The organism is Streptomyces sp. NPDC052721 (assembly GCF_040678315.1).
Lineage (GTDB): Bacteria > Actinomycetota > Actinomycetes > Streptomycetales > Streptomycetaceae > Streptomyces.
This window is the reverse complement of the sequence record NZ_JBFATL010000046.1, coordinates 53,177-70,542: the sequence shown is the minus strand read 5'-3', so window position 1 is coordinate 70,542 and position 17,366 is coordinate 53,177. Positions and strand designations below refer to the sequence as shown.

8 protein-coding genes and 1 pseudogene are annotated in these 17,366 nt (G+C 74.6%); 3 read left to right on the top strand and 6 right to left on the bottom strand.

All coding sequences use genetic code 11. The features are described 5' to 3' along the window. Positions 1 to 286: pseudogene (locus AB0L21_RS32840) on the top strand (crotonyl-CoA carboxylase/reductase); the annotation flags it as partial. Here the strand turns inward: AB0L21_RS32840 and AB0L21_RS32835 are convergent. The 6 genes from AB0L21_RS32835 to AB0L21_RS32810 all read right to left on the bottom strand — a co-directional run bounded on the left by AB0L21_RS32835 (position 264) and on the right by AB0L21_RS32810 (position 15,916). Continuing rightward, positions 264 to 1,553 (bottom strand): MFS transporter, encoded by a 1,290-nt coding sequence (locus tag AB0L21_RS32835; protein ID WP_365788042.1) that lies wholly within the window; start codon positions 1,551 to 1,553, stop codon positions 264 to 266. The pseudogene AB0L21_RS32840 and the gene AB0L21_RS32835 sit on opposite strands and share 23 nt — an antisense overlap. Before the next feature lie 69 nt (positions 1,554 to 1,622). Further along, positions 1,623 to 10,499, bottom strand: a complete 8,877-nt coding sequence (locus AB0L21_RS32830; RefSeq protein ID WP_365788041.1) for an amino acid adenylation domain-containing protein — start codon at positions 10,497 to 10,499, stop codon at positions 1,623 to 1,625. Between the two features lie 92 nt (positions 10,500 to 10,591). After that, the gene (locus AB0L21_RS32825; protein ID WP_365788040.1) at positions 10,592 to 11,338 is read right to left on the bottom strand and encodes an SDR family oxidoreductase; all 747 of its coding nucleotides are present in this window, start codon (positions 11,336 to 11,338) and stop codon (positions 10,592 to 10,594) included. A gap of 44 nt (positions 11,339 to 11,382) precedes the next feature. After that, a complete protein-coding gene (gene gntD / locus AB0L21_RS32820; RefSeq protein WP_365708867.1) occupies positions 11,383 to 12,402 on the bottom strand; it encodes a guanitoxin biosynthesis L-enduracididine beta-hydroxylase GntD in 1,020 nt (339 codons plus the stop codon). 3 nt (positions 12,403 to 12,405) lie between these two features. Beyond that, a complete protein-coding gene (locus tag AB0L21_RS32815; protein ID WP_365788039.1) occupies positions 12,406 to 12,660 on the bottom strand; it encodes an MbtH family NRPS accessory protein in 255 nt (84 codons plus the stop codon). A 31-nt stretch (positions 12,661 to 12,691) separates the two neighbouring features. Then, positions 12,692 to 15,916, bottom strand: a complete 3,225-nt coding sequence (locus tag AB0L21_RS32810) for an amino acid adenylation domain-containing protein (protein ID WP_365788038.1) — start codon at positions 15,914 to 15,916, stop codon at positions 12,692 to 12,694. Positions 15,917 to 16,240: 324 nt separating this feature from the next. On the opposite strand from AB0L21_RS32810, the gene AB0L21_RS32805 reads away from it, so the two are divergent. Together AB0L21_RS32805 and AB0L21_RS32800 are read left to right on the top strand one after the other, a co-directional pair. Continuing rightward, entirely contained in the window at positions 16,241 to 16,537 is a 297-nt protein-coding gene (locus tag AB0L21_RS32805; RefSeq protein ID WP_365708861.1) for an acyl carrier protein, read from the top strand. A gap of 17 nt (positions 16,538 to 16,554) precedes the next feature. Beyond that, entirely contained in the window at positions 16,555 to 17,280 is a 726-nt protein-coding gene (locus tag AB0L21_RS32800) for an alpha/beta fold hydrolase (RefSeq protein WP_365788037.1), read from the top strand. Positions 17,281 to 17,366: the final 86 nt, after the last annotated feature.

Genomic DNA, 17,366 nt, shown 5'->3' with positions numbered 1-17,366 from the left:
CCGCTACCTGTGGATGTCACTGAAGCGGATCATCGGCTCGCACTTCGCGAACTACCGCGAGGCCTGGGAGGCCAACCGCCTCATCGCCAAGGGCAGGATCCACCCGACCCTCTCCAAGGTCTACTCCCTTGAGGACACCGGGCAGGCCGCCTACGACGTCCACCGCAACCTGCACCAGGGCAAGGTCGGCGTCCTGTGCCTCGCCCCCGAGGAGGGCCTGGGCGTGCGCGACGAGGAGACGCGCGCCAAGCACATCGACGCCATCAACCGCTTCCGGCACACCTGACCTCGGCGGGGGCCGGAGCCGGGCTCGTGTCCATGGCCCGCCAGGACGGCAGTACGAAGGGGACCAGGGACGTGAGGAGGAAGGCCAGCCCGGTGACGGCGAGCGCGGCGGTGACACCGACGGAGCCGGCGGCGAGCCCCGCCAGCAGGCCGCCGAACGGGATGCCCGCCCAGGCGCTGGCCTTCACCGCCCCGAGTACCCGCGCCTGGAGACGCGGGGGGATCCGCTCGTACTGGAGCACCCCGAGGAGGGGATTGACCAGCCCGCCGGCGATCCCCGCGACCAGGCTCACCGTCAGGACGGGAGCGAGCGTCGAGCAGACGCACAGGGCGAGGAACCGCGGGGCGCCCGCGAGCAGGAAGCCGGTACGGAACGTGACCGACCGCCTCAGCCGGGGGCCGAGCCAGGCGCCCGCCACGCTCCCGGCGACGGTGCCGACGCCGATGGTGCCGGTGATCAGGCCCAGCGCCTGCGGGCTGTCCAGGTGTGCCTTCACCCAGGCCGGCAGCAGCACGGCGGAGAACGCCTGGTCCAGCAGGTTGCTCACGGCGATCAGGACGACGATGCCGAGCAGCAGCCGGTCCCCGCGCAGGAAGCGCAGCCCCTCGGCCAGCTCCGCGCGGTATCCGCCCGGGGCGCCCCCGGCCCGCGGTGCGGTCGCCGGTCGCCGCGCCGTCGCCGTCGCACACGACATGACGAGCACCGAGGCGACGGCGAAGGCGCCCGCGGTGACCGCGAGCGTCGACGTGACGCCGACCGTGGAGAGGAGGACACCCGCGAGCGCCGCCCCGGCGATCAGCCCGCCGCGCATGGCTCCGGCCGACAGCGCCACCGCGCGCGCCAGCGGCACGCCCGCCCGCTCGGCGACGGCGGGCAGCAGCACGTTGCCCGCGCAGTCCGCGACGCCGCGCGCCATGGCGGACACCGCCACCAGGGCGCACAGCGGGCCGAAGCCGAGCGCGCCCGCCAGGTGCAGGACCGGGACGGCACCGAGCGCCACCGCGGCCAGGGCGTTTCCCGCGGCGCAGGACACCCGGGCGCCCCACTTGTCGACCACGGGCCCGGACAGCGCCTGGAGGACGACGTACGGGGCCGTGTCCGCGAAGGCCACGACGCCGGCGTGGGACGTGCCCCCGCCGGTGCCGAGGGCGAACCAGGGAAGGGCCAGCTCGGACATCGAGGTGCCGAGCACCGAGATGAACCCCGCGCACAGGAGGATCACGAGCGGGCGCCGTGATCGGCTGGTCGGTACGGTGATGCCGGTCATCGTGGCTCCAGACGGCTGGGGGAAGTCGGGCGCCGCGGTCCGGCGCCCGACCGGCGGTCGCACCGCGGCTCACACGGCGAGTTCCTCGGCGAATCCCAGCCGGGACAGGAACTCCCGGACGGCGGCCGTACCGGACTCGGCGTTGAGCATGAGCACGAAGCCGCTGCCCCGTCCGGCGTCGAGGAAGGACAGGCACCGGGCGCCCGACGGCTCGCCGAGGTGCCCGAACCAGGTGCCGCCGGACACCTGCCGGAGCATGGTGCCCAGGCCGTAGACGCCTTCCGCCGCGGGGCGGATCATCTCCCGGGCCAGCTCGCCGTCGAGCAGACGGTGACCGGATCCCCCGGTGGCGGCATGCCAGATCTCCAGTTCCAGGGCCGCCAGGTCGCGCGGGGTGGACCACAGGCCCGCGCCCGCCAGTTCGGGTGTCCGGCGCCACCGGCCCGCGAGCGGGCGCCCCTCGGCGTCGTGACCCGACGCCACCTCGCCGGCGGGGAACGGGACACCGGGCGACAGGACGGTGTGGCGCAGTCCCAGGGGTGCGAACAGCCGGTCCCGGGCCAGGTCCGCGACCGGCCGGCCGCCGACGTCCTCCAGGATCCGCTGGACCACCGCGTAGTTGGTGTTCGAGTAGCGGAACCGGCCGACGTGGCGGCCGTCGGCCTCCAGGCGCGGCGGCGTTCCGCGCCCGGGCGCCGCCGACTCGGCGAGCGGCGGCAGCGGTTCGCCGGGACCGAAGTCCCGGCCGGGTGCGACGGGCAGCCCGGCACTGTGGCTCAGCAGGGCCCGCAGCGACACGGCACCGTGCCCGTCCGCGCCCCGCACCCGCCAGCCGTCGAGGTAACGGTTGACGTCCTGGTCGAGGTCGAGGGTGCCGTCCCGCACCAGCAGCAGGCACAGCAGGGCGGTGACGTGCTTGGCGAGGGAGCCCGCCTGGAACACCGTGCCGTCGGTGAGCGTGCCCGGTGCGCCGCGGTGGGCCGTGCCGTGCGCCCACGTGGCCGTCAGGGCGCCGTCCTTGATGACGGCCGCGCTGACCCCGGGCACCCGGTGCGCGGTGAGGACCGCCGTCAGGTCGGCGTCGTCCGGCCGCAGCCGGTCGAGGAACGTGCTCACCGTGAGCCCGGGCGCGGACGACGGGGGACGGTCCGCCGCGGCGGCGATGGCCTCGACGGTGCGGTGCCGCACGATCTGCGCCACGGTCACGGGCACGCCCGCGGCCCGGGCCCGGGTCATGACGAGGAGCGCCCGGATCGAGTCGCCGCCCCGGTCGAAGAAGTCGTCGCGCACACCGAACCGTTCCACCTCCAGGACCTGCGCGCAGACCGCGGCGAGGACGCGCTCGGCGGCGGTGCGGGGGGTGACGTACGGCCGTTCGTCCGGCCTTCCGTCACCCTCCGGGGCGGGCAGCGCGTTGCGGTCGACCTTGCCGTTCGGGGTGAGGGGCAGCCGGGGGAGCAGCACGAACACGTGCGGCACCATGTACTCCGGCAGGCACTGCGCGAGGTGCTCGCGCAGCTCCCGCCCGGCGGGCCGGTGGCCCGGTACGGGTACCACGTACGCCGTCAGCGTGGCCGTCCCGCCCGCGGTCCGTGACACCTCCACCACGCTCTGCCCGACCGAGGTGTGCTCGTCCAGCCTCGCCTCGATCTCGCCGAGTTCGATGCGGTACCCGCGGACCTTGGCCTGCCGGTCCAGCCGGCCGAGGAAGTCCACCCTGCCGTCCGGGAGCAGCCGTGCGCGGTCGCCGGTGCGGTACAGCCGGCCGCCCTCGGGGCCGAAGGGGTCGGGCACGAAGCGCTCCGCCGTCAGGGCGGGGCGGCCCAGGTAGCCGCGCCCGACCCCGTGTCCGCCGATGAACAGCTCGCCGGGGACACCTACCGGCACCGGGCGCAGGGCGGAGTCCAGGACATGGACGCGTTCGCCCGGCAGGGGCCGGCCGATGGTGACGGGGCGGTCCGGGTCCGCGACGGGGTCGATGGTGGACCAGACGGTGGTCTCGGTCGGCCCGTACACGTTCCACAGGGTGCGGCAGCGGCGGACCAGGTCGCGGGCCAGCGCGGCCGGCAGCGGCTCCCCTCCGCACAGCGCCCGGACGGACGGCTCGTCGAAGCCGCCGGCCAGCAGCACCCGCCAGCCCGACGGCGTCGCCTGGACGAAGCTCACCCCCTCCTCGCGGATCAGCGCCACGAGTCCCTCGGGGTCCGTGGCCGTGTCCGCGGGCGCCACGACGGTGCGGGCACCGGTGACCAGGGGCAGGAAGATCTCCAGGCCCGCGATGTCGAAGGAGATCGACGTCAGGCTCAGCCAGGTGTCCTGGGCGCCGCTGCCCAGCCGGTCCCGCATCGCGCCGAGGAAGTGTGCGATGGCCCGGTGCTCGATGTCCACGCCCTTCGGCCGGCCGGTCGAGCCGGACGTGTAGATCGTGTAGGCGAGGTCCCGGCCCGTCGGGCGCGGCAACGGCGGCCCGCCCGGTTCCTCCTCCCCGGGGCCGTCCACGTCCAGCACCGGTACGGCGCGGCCGGGAACGGGCGGCGTCGCGCCGCTGCTCAGCACCAGCACGGCACCGGAGTCCTCCAGGACGAAGGCGCGCCGCTGCGCCGGGTACGCCGGGTCCAGCGGGACGTACGCCGCGCCGGCCTTGAGCACGGCCAGCAGGGCCGTGACGGTGCCGGCCGACGGCCGCAGATGGACCGCCACCCGGGTGCCGGGGCCGGCCCCGGCCCGGCGCAGCCGGTGCGCCAGCCGGTCGGAGTCCGCGTCGAGCCGGGCGTACGTGGTGGACCGGCCCGCGTGGCGCAGCGCGACCGCCCGCGGGGCCGCCCGGACCTGTGCGGCGAAGAGATCCAGCAGGGTGTCCCCGGCCGGGGGCCCGTCGTCGGCCCCGCTCGCGGTCAGTTCCCGCAGCTCCTCGTCCGACAGCATGGGCAGGTCTCGTACGACGGTGTACCGGCCGCTCGCCAGTTCCGTCAGCAGGCGGCCGAAGTGGCGCAGCAGCCGCTCGGCGGCGTCGGCCGCCACCTGGCCCTGCTCGTAGTTGAGGGTCAGGACGAGTTCCCCCGCCAGGTCGGCGCGGACCAGCAGCGGGTATCCGGGCTGCTCGTGCCCGGTGACCGGGGTGAAGCGGAGGCCGGCGGGCTCGTCGTCGGCGACGGCTCCGGTGTCGGTGAAGACGAGGATGCTGTCGAACAGCCGCTGCCCGCCGGGGACGGCGGTGTGCCGCTGGATCTCCGACACGGAGAGGTAGCCGTACCGCTGGGCCTCGGTGAGCCGGGCGTGCAGCTCGCGCAGCCAGTCACCGACCGGGCGGTCCTCCGCGACGCGGACCCGGGTGGGCAGGGTGTTGATGAGCAGGCCGACCATGCGGTCCGCTCCGGGGACGCCGGACATGCGCTCGGTGAGGGTGTTGCCGAACAGGACGTCCGAGGTGCCGCTGTACCGGGCCAGGGTCAGCGCCCAGGCCGCCTGGAGCACGGTGTTGACGGTGACCTTGTTCGCCCCGGCGAGCCGGGACAGGGCCGAGGTGACCGTGGCGGGCAGCGCCAGCGGCCGGGTCGTGGTGGCGCCGGTCCCCTCCTGCGCACCGGCCACCACGGGAAGGGGCGTGGGGCCGGCGAAGCCCTCCATGGCCGACCGCCAGTAGGCGTGGGCCGCGGTGGTGTCCTGGCTGTGCAGCCAGGCGATGTGATGCTGGTAGGGGGTGGGTTCGGGCAGCTGCGGCGGCCGGCCGTCTCGGCTGAGGGACGCGTAGCAGGCCCGCACCTCCGCGAGGACCAGGGACACGCTCCACCCGTCCAGCAGGATGTGGTGGTTGTGCCAGACCAGCAGATGCTCCCCGGGGCCGGTGCGGATCAGGTGCAGGCGGTGGGGCGGGGCGCCGCGCAGGTCGAAGCCCGTGCGCCGCTCCGCGTCGAGGAGGTCCGCGAGCCGCGCCCCGACCCGGTCGGGGTCGTCGCTCCAGTCCACCGTCTCGGCGGGCAGCGGCAGATGGCGGTGGACGATCTGCACGGGTTCGGGGACGCCGTCCCAGGCGAAGGTGGTGCGCAGGGCCGCGTGCCGGTCGGTCACGTGCTGCCACGCGGCCAGGAACGCGGACGTGTCCAGCTCGCCCTCGACGCGCCACACCAGCTGGGTGACGTAGTCGCCCCGGCCGGGGCGGTGCAGCGCGTGGAACAACAGCCCCGTCTGCATGGGGGACAGGCCGTGGACGGTCTCGATCCCGCGGGCGTCGAGTCCGGCCAGCAGCTGGTCCAGGCCCCGTTGGTCGAGCCTGGCCAGCGGGAAGTCCGACGGGGTGGCCCCGGCGGCGCCCGATGCGCAGTGGCCGACGAGGAGGCGCAGCCGGCGCAGGAAGTCGTCGGCCAGCCGCCGTACCGTACCGGCGTCGTGCACGCCGGGCGCGTAGGTCCAGCGGATCCGCAGAGCGCCGTCCAGGACCGCCGCGTCGACGTCGACGAGGTGGGGGCGCAGGCCGGACGCCGCCACCTCCGCGCCGACGGGACCGAGCCGTCGCAGCAGTGGTCCGGCGGCCGTGTCCCGCGTGTGGTCCGCGTCCGCGATCCGGCCGTGGTAGTTGAAACTGACCTGCGGCGGGGCGTACCGGGCCAGCACCTCGGCGGTGTCCGGGCGCAGGTACCGGGCGAGCCCGTAGCCGATGCCGTTGTGGGGGTGGGCGCGGAGCTGTTCCTTGACCGCCTTCAGGTGGGCGGCCGGGTCGTCCTGCGGCGGCAGCGTCAGGTGGACGGGGTGGATGCTGGTGAACCAGCCGACCGTGCGGGTGAGGTCGACGTCGTCGAAGAGCGGTTCGCGCCCGTGGGCCTCCAGGTGGACCGAGGCCGTCCGGGACCCCGTCCACGCGCACAGGGTCTGGGCCAGGGCGGTCAGCAGCAGGTCGTTGACCCGTGTCCGGTAGGCGGCGGGGGCCTGGCGGAGCAGAGCGGTCGTCTCCGGCTCGGGCAGCGTGGCGGTCAGACTCGCCGCGGCCGCCTCGGTGTTGCGGCCTCCGGTGTGATCGGCGGGCAGCGGCTCGGCGTCCCGGCCGGCGCTCACCCACGCGGCGGCCTCGGCGGCGAACCGAGGGCTCTGCGCGTGCCGGGCGATCCGCGCGGCCCATGCGCGGTAGGAGGTGGTCTTCGCGGGCAGGGCCGGTTTCCGTCCGCTCGCCAGCTGCCCGTACACGGCGGCCAGGTCCTCCAGCAGGACGGCCCAGGACACCGTGTCGACCGCGAGGTGGTGGATGGTCCAGAACAGCTGGTCGGGGGCGTCGGGCCCGGCGCGGAACAGCACGGCCCGCAGGACCGGGCCCGCCGTGAGGTCCATCGCCGCGTGGGCCCGGTCGGCCTCCCGCGTGATGACCGCCTCCCGGTCGGCCTCGGGCACGCCGGTCAGGTCCACCACCCGCAGCAGGTCGCCCTCCTCCCGCTCCGCGATGTGCTCCTGCCAGTCCCCGGCCGCGTCGCGCACCAGCCGCAGCCGCAGGGCGTCGTGGTGTGCCGTCAGCGTGCGCAGCGCGGCGGCCAGCACGGCGGGGTCGGGGCGCGGGGTCCAGGACAGTCTCACGGACTGGTTGTGATGGTGGTGCGGCCAGTCCTGCTCGGTGAACCACCGGTGCACGGGGAGCAGTTCGACGTCGCCGGACACGGTGCCCTGCTCCGCGCCGGCCAGGCGCCCGGTGTCCGCCGACCGGTCGACGGACGCGGCCAGCGCGGCGATGGTCTGGTGCTCGAACACCTGCCGGGGCGTCAGGCGCAGCCCGGCCCGGGCCGCCTCCGCGACCGTCCGGATGGAGAGGATCGAATCGCCGCCCAGTTCGAAGAAGTTGTCGTGCGCTCCCACCTCGGTCACGTGCAGGACGCGCGCCCAGATGCCGGCGAGCGTCCGCTCGGTGGGCGTCGCGGGCCGCCGTCCCCGGCCGGGGGCCGGGTCACCGGCCTGGTCCGGGCCGGGCGCGGGCAGCAGGTCGCGGTCCACCTTGCCGTTCGGCTTCAACGGCAGGGTGTCCAGGGCCACGAACGCCTGCGGCACCATGTACGCGGGCAGCGCGTGCCGCAGATGGGCGCGCAGCTCCTCGGTGGGTGCCCGGTCGGCGCCCGCCGGTGCCGTGTAGGCCACCAGTCGCTTGTGGCCCGGGATGTGCTCGGTCACCACCACCGCGGCCTGGGCGACCCGCGGGTGGGCGAGCAGCCGGGCCTCGATCTCGCCGAGTTCGATCCGGAATCCGCGCAGCTTGACCTGACCGTCGATCCGGCCGATGAAGTCGAGGGTGCCGTCCGGCCGGTACCGCACCAGGTCGCCCGTGGCGTACATCCGCGCGCCCGGGGTGTCGCTGAAGGGGTCCGGCAGGAAGCGCTCCGCCGTGCGGGCCGCCCGGCCCAGGTAGCCGCGGGCCACCCCGTCGCCGCCCGTGTACAGCTCGCCGGGGGTGCCGACGGGCACCGGACGCATGTGTGCGTCCAGGACGTAGACGGTCGTCTGCTGGATGGGGCGGCCCAGGGAGACGCGGGCGCCGACCTGTTCGGGGGCGGTCAGGGGGGCGCAGGTGGTGTAGGTGGTGTTCTCCGTCGGGCCGTAGCAGGCGACCACCGTCAGAGCGTCGTGCGCGCCGAGGGCCGCGCGCACCGCTCCGGGCGAGACGACGTCGCCGCCGGTGAGCAGATGCCGTACGTGCGCGAAGGCGCCCGGGTCGTACTCGGCGATCTGGTGGAACAGCCCGGTGGTGAGGAACACGACGGTGACCCGGTGCTCGCGCAGCAGGGCGCCGATCTCGGCGACGCCCAGCCGGCCGGGCGGCGCGACGACCAGCCGGGCCCCGGTGAGCAGGCTGCCCCACAGCTCCATCGTGGAGGCGTCGAAGGCGACCGGCGCGATCTGCAGCAGCGTCTCCCGCTCGCCGAGCCGCGCGTACGTCGGCTCGTGCACCAGGCGGATCACCGCGCGGTGCGGGACCATGACGCCCTTGGGCCGGCCGGTGGAGCCCGAGGTGTAGCTGACGTAGGCCAGGGACTGCGGGGTGGCCGGGCAGGGGGGCGGGACCGCGGGCTGTGCCGCGAGCGCGGCGGCGGCGGCGGGGTCGTCCAGGTCGAGCACGCGGACAGCGCCGTCCGCCGCGAGCGGCGTCTCGTCGGTGCCGGCCGAGCCGCGCACGAGCAGCGTGGCGCCGCTGTCGGCGAGCAGCGCCTCGTTGCGCTCGACCGGATTGGCCGAGTCCAGCACGAGGTAGGCGGCGCCCGCCTTCAGCACGGCCAGCAGGACGACGACCAGTTCGGCCGAGCGCGGCAGGGCGACGGCCACGGGGACGTCGGCGCGGGCGCCGTTCGCCCGGAGCAGATGCGCCAGCCGGCTGGACGCCGCGTCGAGTTCGGCGTACGTCATGACCGTGGTCCCGGCGACCAGTGCCGTGGCGTCCGGCACCCGGGCGCAGGTCCGGGCGAACAGCTCGGGGATGGTGGCGTCCGCCGGATACGGCCGGAAGGTGTCGTTCCATTCCTTGGTGACGATGTCCGTCTCGGCCGCCGAGAGCAGGCTCACCTCCTCCACCGGCCGCGCGGGGTCGCGCACCACCTGGGCGAGGAGCGTCTCCAGGTGGCCGAGGAGCCGCCGGCCCGTCTCCGGGGCGAACAGGGTGGCCTCGGCGACCAGTTCGAGGGCGATCCGGTCGGGGCTGTGCACGACCGACAGGAGCAGGTCGACCTTGGAGGAGGCGGTGTCCCCGGGCAGGTGCTCGGCGGTGACGCCCGGCAGGTCCCACCGGTCCCCGCCCGCCTCGGTGCACTGGAAGAGCACCTGGTAGAGGGGGTTGCGGGCGGCGTCGCGCGGCAGTGCCAGCGCCGCCACCACTTCCTCGAACGCGATGTCCTGGTGGTCCAGCGCGTCCAGCACCTGCGCGTTCACGCGCGCGGTCAGCTCCGAGAAGGACGGGTTGCCGGTCAGGTCCGCCGGGATCGCGACCGTGTTGGCGAACAGTCCGACCACGGACTCGATCTCCGTCCGGGTCCGCCCCGACACGGCGGCGCCCACGGCGAAGCGCCGCCGGCCCGACCACCGGCCGAGCAGCAGATCGAACGCGGTGAGCAGCAGGGTGAAGAGCGTGACACCCTCCCGCTCGGCCAACTGACGCACCGCGGCGGCGAGTTCCGGGGGGAGATCGCGGTGCGCGCTGTGCCCTCGGTGGGACAGCCGCGGCGGCCGCTCGTGGTCCGTGGGCAGGTCCAGTACGGGCGGCACGTCACGCAGCACCGTCCGCCGGTGGTCGAGCCGGCCGGCCACGGCACCGCTCTTCCTCAGGCCCGCCTGCCACTGCGCGTAGTCCGCGTACTGCAACGGCGGCGGGGGCGGCAGGGGTTGACCCGCCAGACGCGCGCGGTACAGCGCGCTCAGCTCCGCGGCGATGAGCCCGACGGACCATCCGTCGCTCACCAGGTGGTGCACGGTGAGCACCAGGAGACTCTCGCCGGAGCCGACGACGAGCGCCGCACGGAACAGCGGACCGACGCGCAGGTCGAAGGAGCGCGCCCGCTCCCGCGCGACGACGTGCTCCGCGGCCTCGCGCTGCCCGTCCGGCGGCAGGTCGCGCACGTCCCGCACCACCAGCGTCCCGGTCCAGTGCGGGTGGACGACCTGACGCGGCCCGTCGGTGTCGTCGAAGGTGGTGCGCAGCGCCTCGTGCCGGTCCACCAGGTCGGTGAGGGCCCGGCCCAGCACCTCGGGATCGACGTGGCCGCGCAGCCGCACCACGTGGTCGATGCCGTAGACGGAGTTGTCCGGCAGGAAGTGGTCCATCGCCCACATCCCGCGCTGGACCGGGGACAAGGGCGCCGGTCCCGAGCCGCCGCGCGGCGTCACCGCGTCCGCGTCCCCGCCCCGGCCGCGCAGCCGCTTGCGCAACAGTGCCTGCCGCAGCGCCGCGACGTCCGGCCGCGGCGGTGTCTGCTGCTCACGGGTGTCCATGTCTGCCTCCTGTGATCGTCACGCCGCGGCTGTGCCACCGGCTCAGGGGTCAGGGCGATCCGGCGGTGCACCGTTCGCGACTGGGATCCGGCTCAGCCGGCGGGGCACCGGCCCTCGGTGCCGAAGACCGCGGTGGTCGCCCCGGCGGTCTCGCCGCCGTCCACCACCAGCTGCTGGCCCGTGAGGAACCGAGCGCTGTCGGAGGCGAGGAAGAAGAAGGCGTCGGCGATCTCCTCCGGCAGGGCGTGCCGCCCGCTCGGGATGCGCTCGTTGACGGCCGCCAGCATCTCCTCGGTGTACTCGGCCTGCTGCATGGGCGTCAGAACGGCGCCCGGAGTCACGCACGCGGTGCGCACCCACGGGCTCAGCTCCAGGGCGAAGGTCTGGCACAGCGAGAAGACGGCCGCCTTGGTGGCGTTGTAGTCCGCGTAGAACGGGTAGCCGCGGCTGCCGTTGACGGACGCCGTGGCCAGGAGCACGCCGCTGCGCCGGGGGACCATGTACTCCGCGGCCTGCCGCCACAGACCCAGCACCCCGAGGAAGTTGACGTCGGTGATACGACGCGCGGTGGCCTCCGTCAGCTCCAGGACGCCGTGGCGGACGCTGACGCCCGCGTTGGCGACGACCACGTCGAGGGCGCCGGTCTCGGCGTGCACCGCCGCGAGCGCCTGTCCGACGGCGGCCCAGTCGGTGACGTCGACCTCCAGCCACGGCACCGAGGAGCCGGTGCCGGGCTTGCGCACGTCCAGGTTGACCACGTGATCACCACCGTGCGCGAAGCGCTCGGCCGTGGCCCGGCCGATGCCGCTGGACGCGCCCGAGACGATGACCGTTCGCATGAGGAGACCTCCGGCTGTCGTGACAGGGGTGGGAGTGGGGCGGATCAGAACAGGACCCGGTGCGAGCCGCTGCTCCGGTCGGTGAAGCCCGGACGCAGGTTCCGGCTCACGGTCAGCTTCTTCAGCCACCGGTCGGTGCCGTCGTAGCGGACCGTGAACGGCCGGCGGCCGTGGACGGCGAGGTAGTTGTCGACCACCAGGAGGCTGCCGGGGCCGACCGGCACGTCCTGCTGCACCCGTTCCAGCTCGTCCATCAGGTGCTCGACGGCCTGCTCGGCGGCGGGGTCGGCGCCGACGCAGCGGGTGAAGGGCCGGTCGATGCGCAGATACGGGTTGAGGCGGTGGCCGAACAGCAGGGCGACCGGCTCGGGCCGCTCCAGCATGCTCTGCGCCTCACGGAGCGCGGGATGGCCGGGGGCGCGCTCCGCGAGCTGCCGGACGTGCTCGTCGTCGGGCACGATGAGGAACCGGCGCTCCCCGAGGATCTCGCGGTCCTCGTCGGAGAGCCGGATGTCGCGCACCGACGACACCACGGTCGGCACCCGGTCCGGGTTGCGCAGGCCGAACAGCAGCAGATAGTCGCACCGGCGGGGGTGGAAGCCGTCCTCGGTGTGGAACTCCAGGAGCGTCTCGCTGCCGTGTCCGTTCTGGCGCCGCTCGTCCCCCCGGATGGGCAGGATGTTCTGCACCAGCCGGCCCGACTGCAGGGTGGACCAGGTGAAGGGCTCGCCCAGCACCATGCCGCACAGGCCCAGCAGCAGCTCCTGGTCCCGGGTCGACTTGCCGTCGGCCGCCAGCTCCCAGTGCGCGGGCGTCGGTCCTATGGCGACGTCGTCCACCGGGAACCCGTGGATCAGGCAGGCCGCGGCCGGCTCGGTGTGCCGGAAGTCCAGCAGGAAGTTCCGCAGCCCGTGCGGCAGTTCCTCGGCGGCCTGCCGGCGCCGTTCGTAGAAGAGGGGGTCGGCCGGGTCCTCGTGGTCGCGGAGGTGTTCCAGCACGGTGTCGAGCCGGGCGAGGTCGGCGCCGTCGAGCGTGTAGGCGGGGGGGACGTCCAGGCTGGTCATGTGTCACCTGCTTTCGGTGGCGAAGGGGTGCTGCTGTTCCTGGGGCGCGGACGCGGCGTCCCGCCCGTGACTCATGGCGTCCCGCAGGCTCTTGGGCCGCATGTCCGTCCAGACCCGGTCGATGTGGTCGAGACAGTGGTCCTTGGGACCGCGGGTGCCTTCGGCGTGCCAGCCCAGGGGAAGATCCAGGGCGGCGGGCCAGACCGAGTACTGCTCCTCGTCGTTGAGCACGACGAGGTACTCACCGGAGTCGGGCATGTCGGCTTCTCCTCATGATGGGTGCGCGTGGTCAGTCGGCCAGGAGCCGCAGCAGCTCCTCGGCGCTCAGGGAGTCGATCTCGGCCTCGACCATCCGCGTCAGACGGGACGCGGTCTGCGCCACGGTCGGTGCCTCGAACACCAGGCTCAGCGGCACGGGTACGCCGAACGCCTCCCGCATCCGGTTCGCCGCCCGGGTCACGAGCAGCGAATGGCCGCCCGAGGCGAAGAAGTTGTCGTGCGCGCCCACGGTGGTGCCCAGCAGCTCCGACCAGATGGCGGCCACCGCCGCTTCCGTCTCGTCGCGCGGCGCCACGTACGCGCTCTCCCGTGCCGCCTCCAGGTCCGGCGCGGGCAGCGCCGCCCGGTCGAGCTTGCCGTTCGGCAGCCGCGGGAAGGCGTCGACCTCGACGATGACGCTCGGCAGGGCACTGCCCAGCAGCCGGCCGGCGAGGAAGGCCCGGACGTCGGCGGTGGTGGCACCGGCCGCCGGATTCAGCAGGACGTAGGCGGCCAGCCGCCGGTCCCCGGGGGCCGCCTGCCAGGTGGCCGCCGCCGCCTCGACCACGGCGGGATGGGCGCGCAGCGCCGCCTCGACCTCGCCGAGTTCGATGCGGGCCCCGCGGATCTTCACCTGGTGGTCGGCCCGGCCCAGGTACTCGATCGACCCGTCGGCGCGGACCCTGCCCTGGTCACCCGTCCGGTACAGCCGGGCGCCGGGACGGAACGGGTGCGGGACGAAGCGCTCGGCGGTGCGAGCCGGGTTCGCGTGGTAGCCGCGGGCCAGGCCGACGCCGCCGACGTGGATCTCGCCGGGGGTGCCCAGCGGCGCGGGCCGGCCGTGCTCGTCCAGGATGTGGACCTCGTGGTTGTCCACCGGAAGCCCGACGGTCATCGCCGCCGGATGCCGGTCCGGGTCCCGCTCGGCGCACCGGTGCGTGGTCGAGTCGACGGAGGTCTCCGTGGTGCCCCAGTTGTTGTCGAGCCGTACCCTGTCACCGAACCGTTCGAAGAAGCGGCGCACGGTCCCCGGCAGCAGGGCCTCACCGCCGGAGACGACGCTGCGCAGAGCGCCCAGGCCGGCCAGGTCGTCGTCGGTCAGCTCGTCCAGGAAGAGGTCCAGCGCGCTGGGCACGAACTGGAGCTGCGCCGCCCGGAAGCGCACGGCGGCGTCGATCACCGCCCGCGGGTCCGCGCCCCGCCCGTCGCCGAGTACGGCCACCCGCCCCCCGGAGCACAGGGGCCACAACACCTCGGCGACCATCACGTCGAACGTGGCGACGCACTTGTGGAGCACCGTCTCACCGGGGCGCAGCCGGTGCTGCCGCTGGAGCCACTGCACATAGTTGGACCAGCCGCGGTGGGTGCACGCCACGGCCTTGGGGCGTCCTGTCGAGCCGGAGGTGTAGTAGAGGGCGCACAGGTTGTCCGGCCGCGGCAGTGGGCCGGCGTCGGTTGCCGCGCCCGGCTCGTCCCATGAGGTGAGCGGTGTGCCGCCGGCGGAGGCGACGAGTCCGGCGTGCCGGGGCTGGGTGAGGACCAGCGCGGGCCGGGCCTCGGTGAGCACGTGGGCGAGCCGGTGCGGCGGTACGGCCGGGTCGATGGGCAGGTAGGCGCCACCGGCCTTGAGCACGCCCAGCACCGCGACCACAAGCTCCGTCGACGGCCCGAACATGATGCCGGCCGGCACCTCGGGGCCGACCCCGCGGGCGCGGAGCACGGCGGCCAGGGCGGTGGCCCGCGCGTCCAGCTGCGCGTAGGTCAGCTCGCCCGAGGAGTCGGCGACGGCCGGTGCCCCCGGCGTCCGGGACACCTGCGCCTCGAACAGTTCGTGCAGGCACACGTCCTGGAACTCGGTGACCGGGCCCCGGCCCAGCCCCAGGGCCTCCTGCCGTTCCCGCTCGTCCGTCAGCACCAGCTCCGAGACCCGGGCCCCCGGGTCCTGGGCCACCTGGACCAGCAGCTCGCGCAGATGCCGGGCGAGACGGCCGGCCGTGGCGTCCTCGTACAGGGCCGTGTCCCAGGTCAGTTCCACGGTCAGCCGGCCGGCGACGCGCTGGAAGGAGACGCTCAGGTCGTACTTCGAACCGACACAGACCTCGGGCAGCTCGGTGACCGTCAGACCGGGCAGCGCGGGCGGTTCGCTCCGGGTCACCTGGTCGACCAGGATCTGGAACAGCGGGGTGCGTGCGGGGTCCCGGTCCCCGCCCAGTTCGCGCACCACGTCCGCGAACGGGACGTGACGTGCCTCGTAGGCGTCCAGGGCCGTCTCGCGCACCCGTTCCACCAGCTCCGTGAAGGACGGATCACCGCTGACGTCACCGCGCAGCACGAGCATGTTGACGAACGGACCGATGACCTCCCGCAGGGCCGGCTCGTCCCGCGTGCCGAACGTCGAGCCCACGGTGACGTCCGTGCGTCCGGACCAGCGGGCCAGCAGCGCCTGGCAGGCGGCGACGAGCACCATGTGCGTCGTGGCGCCGCCGCGGCGGGCGAGCCGGTCGAGTCCGTCGGCCGTCGCCCGCGGCACGTCGAAGGAGCGCTGGGCGCCCCGGCCGGCGCGGTGGGCCGGGCGCGGCCGGTCGGGCGGAAGCTCGAACGGTGTCAGCCCGGCCAGCGCCTCGCGCCAGTGGTCCAGTTGCGCGTCGAGATCCTCGGTGGCGCGGGCCCGCTCGGCCTCGGCGTACCGGACCACCTCCGGTGCGAGGCGGTCTCCGGCTCCCCCCACGAGCGCGGCGTACCCGGCCTCCAGCTCGCGGTGGAGGATGTCCCGCGAGCCACCGTCGAAGGCCATGTGGTGGACCGTCAGGCACAGGATGTGCTCGGTGTCCGCGACCCGGAGCAGGGTCGCCCGGACGGGCAGCCCCTCGGGGAGCTCGAGCGGGGTACGGGCCTGCCGGAGCAGCTCCCGCTCGACCTCGTCCGGACCCGCCTCCCGCAGATCCGCCACGGCCAGGGTGAAGTCGCTCGCCGGCCGCAGCACGCCCACGGGCCGGTCGTCCACCGTCCGCACACCGGTGCGCAGCACCTCGTGCCGGGCCACGACGGCCTGAAGGGCACCGCCGAGCGCCGCCACGTCCAGCTCGCCGGTCAGGCGCAGGCGCAGCGGGATCAGATAACCGCTGTCCTGGGGGTTGAGCTGGTCGGCGAACCACATCTGCTGCTGCGCATGGGTCAGGCCGAGGTCACAAGTCCGTCCGGCACGGTGTTCCGCGCGGCCGGCGTCTGCGGTGCGCGATGACTCGTTGGAACGCATGGATACCCCTTCGATCGGCCCTGCCAGCGTGTCCGGCCCCGCTGTCGCGCCACTCCTCGCGCCGTCTCGCCCGTCTGTCGTGGCGCTCTCGCGGCCGTCACCGGAGACGACAGACCGGCGAAAGCCCCGCGACAGCCGCCGTCCGTAGCGTCGGTGCTGCCCGTGGACGGACGGGCCGCCCGGACGCCGGACAGGCCGGCACCCGCCCGGCCGCCGTACGGAGGCCGGGCCCGGCCCCACCGCCGTACACAGGCCGGCCCCGCCCGGCCGCCGGGTACGACCGGATCCTCCGGCTCGCGACGAACAGAAACGAGGACCCAGTTCATGGACGAGACAGCAGGGGTGACCGTGGCGCCGGCCGACGCGTCCGGTCCCGCGGAAGCGGACGTGGTGCGCACGGTCGTGGACGCGCTGAGCAGCACGCTCGGGGTGCCGGGCGGAGTCGACGCGCACGACGACTTCTTCGAGCTGGGCGGGAACTCCCTGCTCGCCGCCCAGACGGTGGCGCTGCTGCGCCGGCGGCTCGGCGTGAAGGTGACCGTCCGCGAACTGTTCACCGCCCGCACCGCCGCGGCGCTCGCGGCCCTCATCGGACCCCGCGTGCTCGCCGCACGCTCCTGACGCCGGACGAGGACGCCATGACCGACCACCGCATTCCCCTGCTCTGCCTGCCGCACGCCGGAGCCGGTGCGAGCTTCTACTGGCCCTGGCGCAAGCTCCTTCCCGAAGGCCTGCGGCCGGCCCCCCTGCAACTGCCGGGACGCGAGGACCGGGTGGAGGAGGAGCCCTGGACCGACGTGCACGACGCGGTCGAGGGGCTGCTCGCCGACGCCCTCGACGCGATCGGCGACGCCCCGGCCGTCGCGGTCCTCGGCCACAGCCTCGGAGCGGTACTCGCCTACGAGCTGGCCCTGGCCCTGGTCCAGCGGCACGGCGTCACCGTCGCCGAGCTGTTCGTCAGCGGATCACCCGGCCCCTCGGCGAGCCGCACCCGGCGGGCCAGCGGCCTCGGCGACGACGAGTTCCTCGCCCGCGTCGAGGAGTTCGCGGGGGCCCACCATCCCGCGCTGGAGATCCCCGAGCTGAGGGAGATGATCCTGCCGACCCTGCGCGCCGACGTCGCCATGCACGAGAACTACCGCCCCTCCGCGGTGACCCCGGTGCCCTTCCCGGTGACCTGTCTGCGCGGACGCTCCGACGAGCTGGTGTCGCGGCAGGACGCGCTCGACTGGAGCGCGGTCGCCGGTGCCGGGTTCCGCTTCCACGAACTCCCCGGCGGACACATGTATCTGACCGAGTCGGTGCCCCAGGTCGTCGACCTCATCGCCGACATCCTCGGGGCCGAGGCGCTGCCGCTGCGCTAGGTCCTGTCGTCAAACTCCCGTCGTCCGCCCGGAGCGCGGCAGACGGGAGTTTGACGACAGGGGCGATGCCCCGCCCCCCCCAACGG

Bases quoted from the DNA above. Each gene is read 5' to 3' on its own strand.
- AB0L21_RS32835 (WP_365788042.1), bottom strand. From the start codon at position 1,553: ATGACCGGCATCACCGTACCGACCAGCCGATCACGGCGCCCGCTCGTG.
- AB0L21_RS32830 (WP_365788041.1), bottom strand. From the start codon at position 10,499: ATGGACACCCGTGAGCAGCAGACACCGCCGCGGCCGGACGTCGCGGCG.
- AB0L21_RS32825 (WP_365788040.1), bottom strand. From the start codon at position 11,338: ATGCGAACGGTCATCGTCTCGGGCGCGTCCAGCGGCATCGGCCGGGCC.
- gntD (WP_365708867.1), bottom strand. From the start codon at position 12,402: ATGACCAGCCTGGACGTCCCCCCCGCCTACACGCTCGACGGCGCCGAC.
- AB0L21_RS32815 (WP_365788039.1), bottom strand. From the start codon at position 12,660: ATGCCCGACTCCGGTGAGTACCTCGTCGTGCTCAACGACGAGGAGCAG.
- AB0L21_RS32810 (WP_365788038.1), bottom strand. From the start codon at position 15,916: ATGCGTTCCAACGAGTCATCGCGCACCGCAGACGCCGGCCGCGCGGAA.
- AB0L21_RS32805 (WP_365708861.1), top strand. From the start codon at position 16,241: ATGGACGAGACAGCAGGGGTGACCGTGGCGCCGGCCGACGCGTCCGGT.
- AB0L21_RS32800 (WP_365788037.1), top strand. From the start codon at position 16,555: ATGACCGACCACCGCATTCCCCTGCTCTGCCTGCCGCACGCCGGAGCC.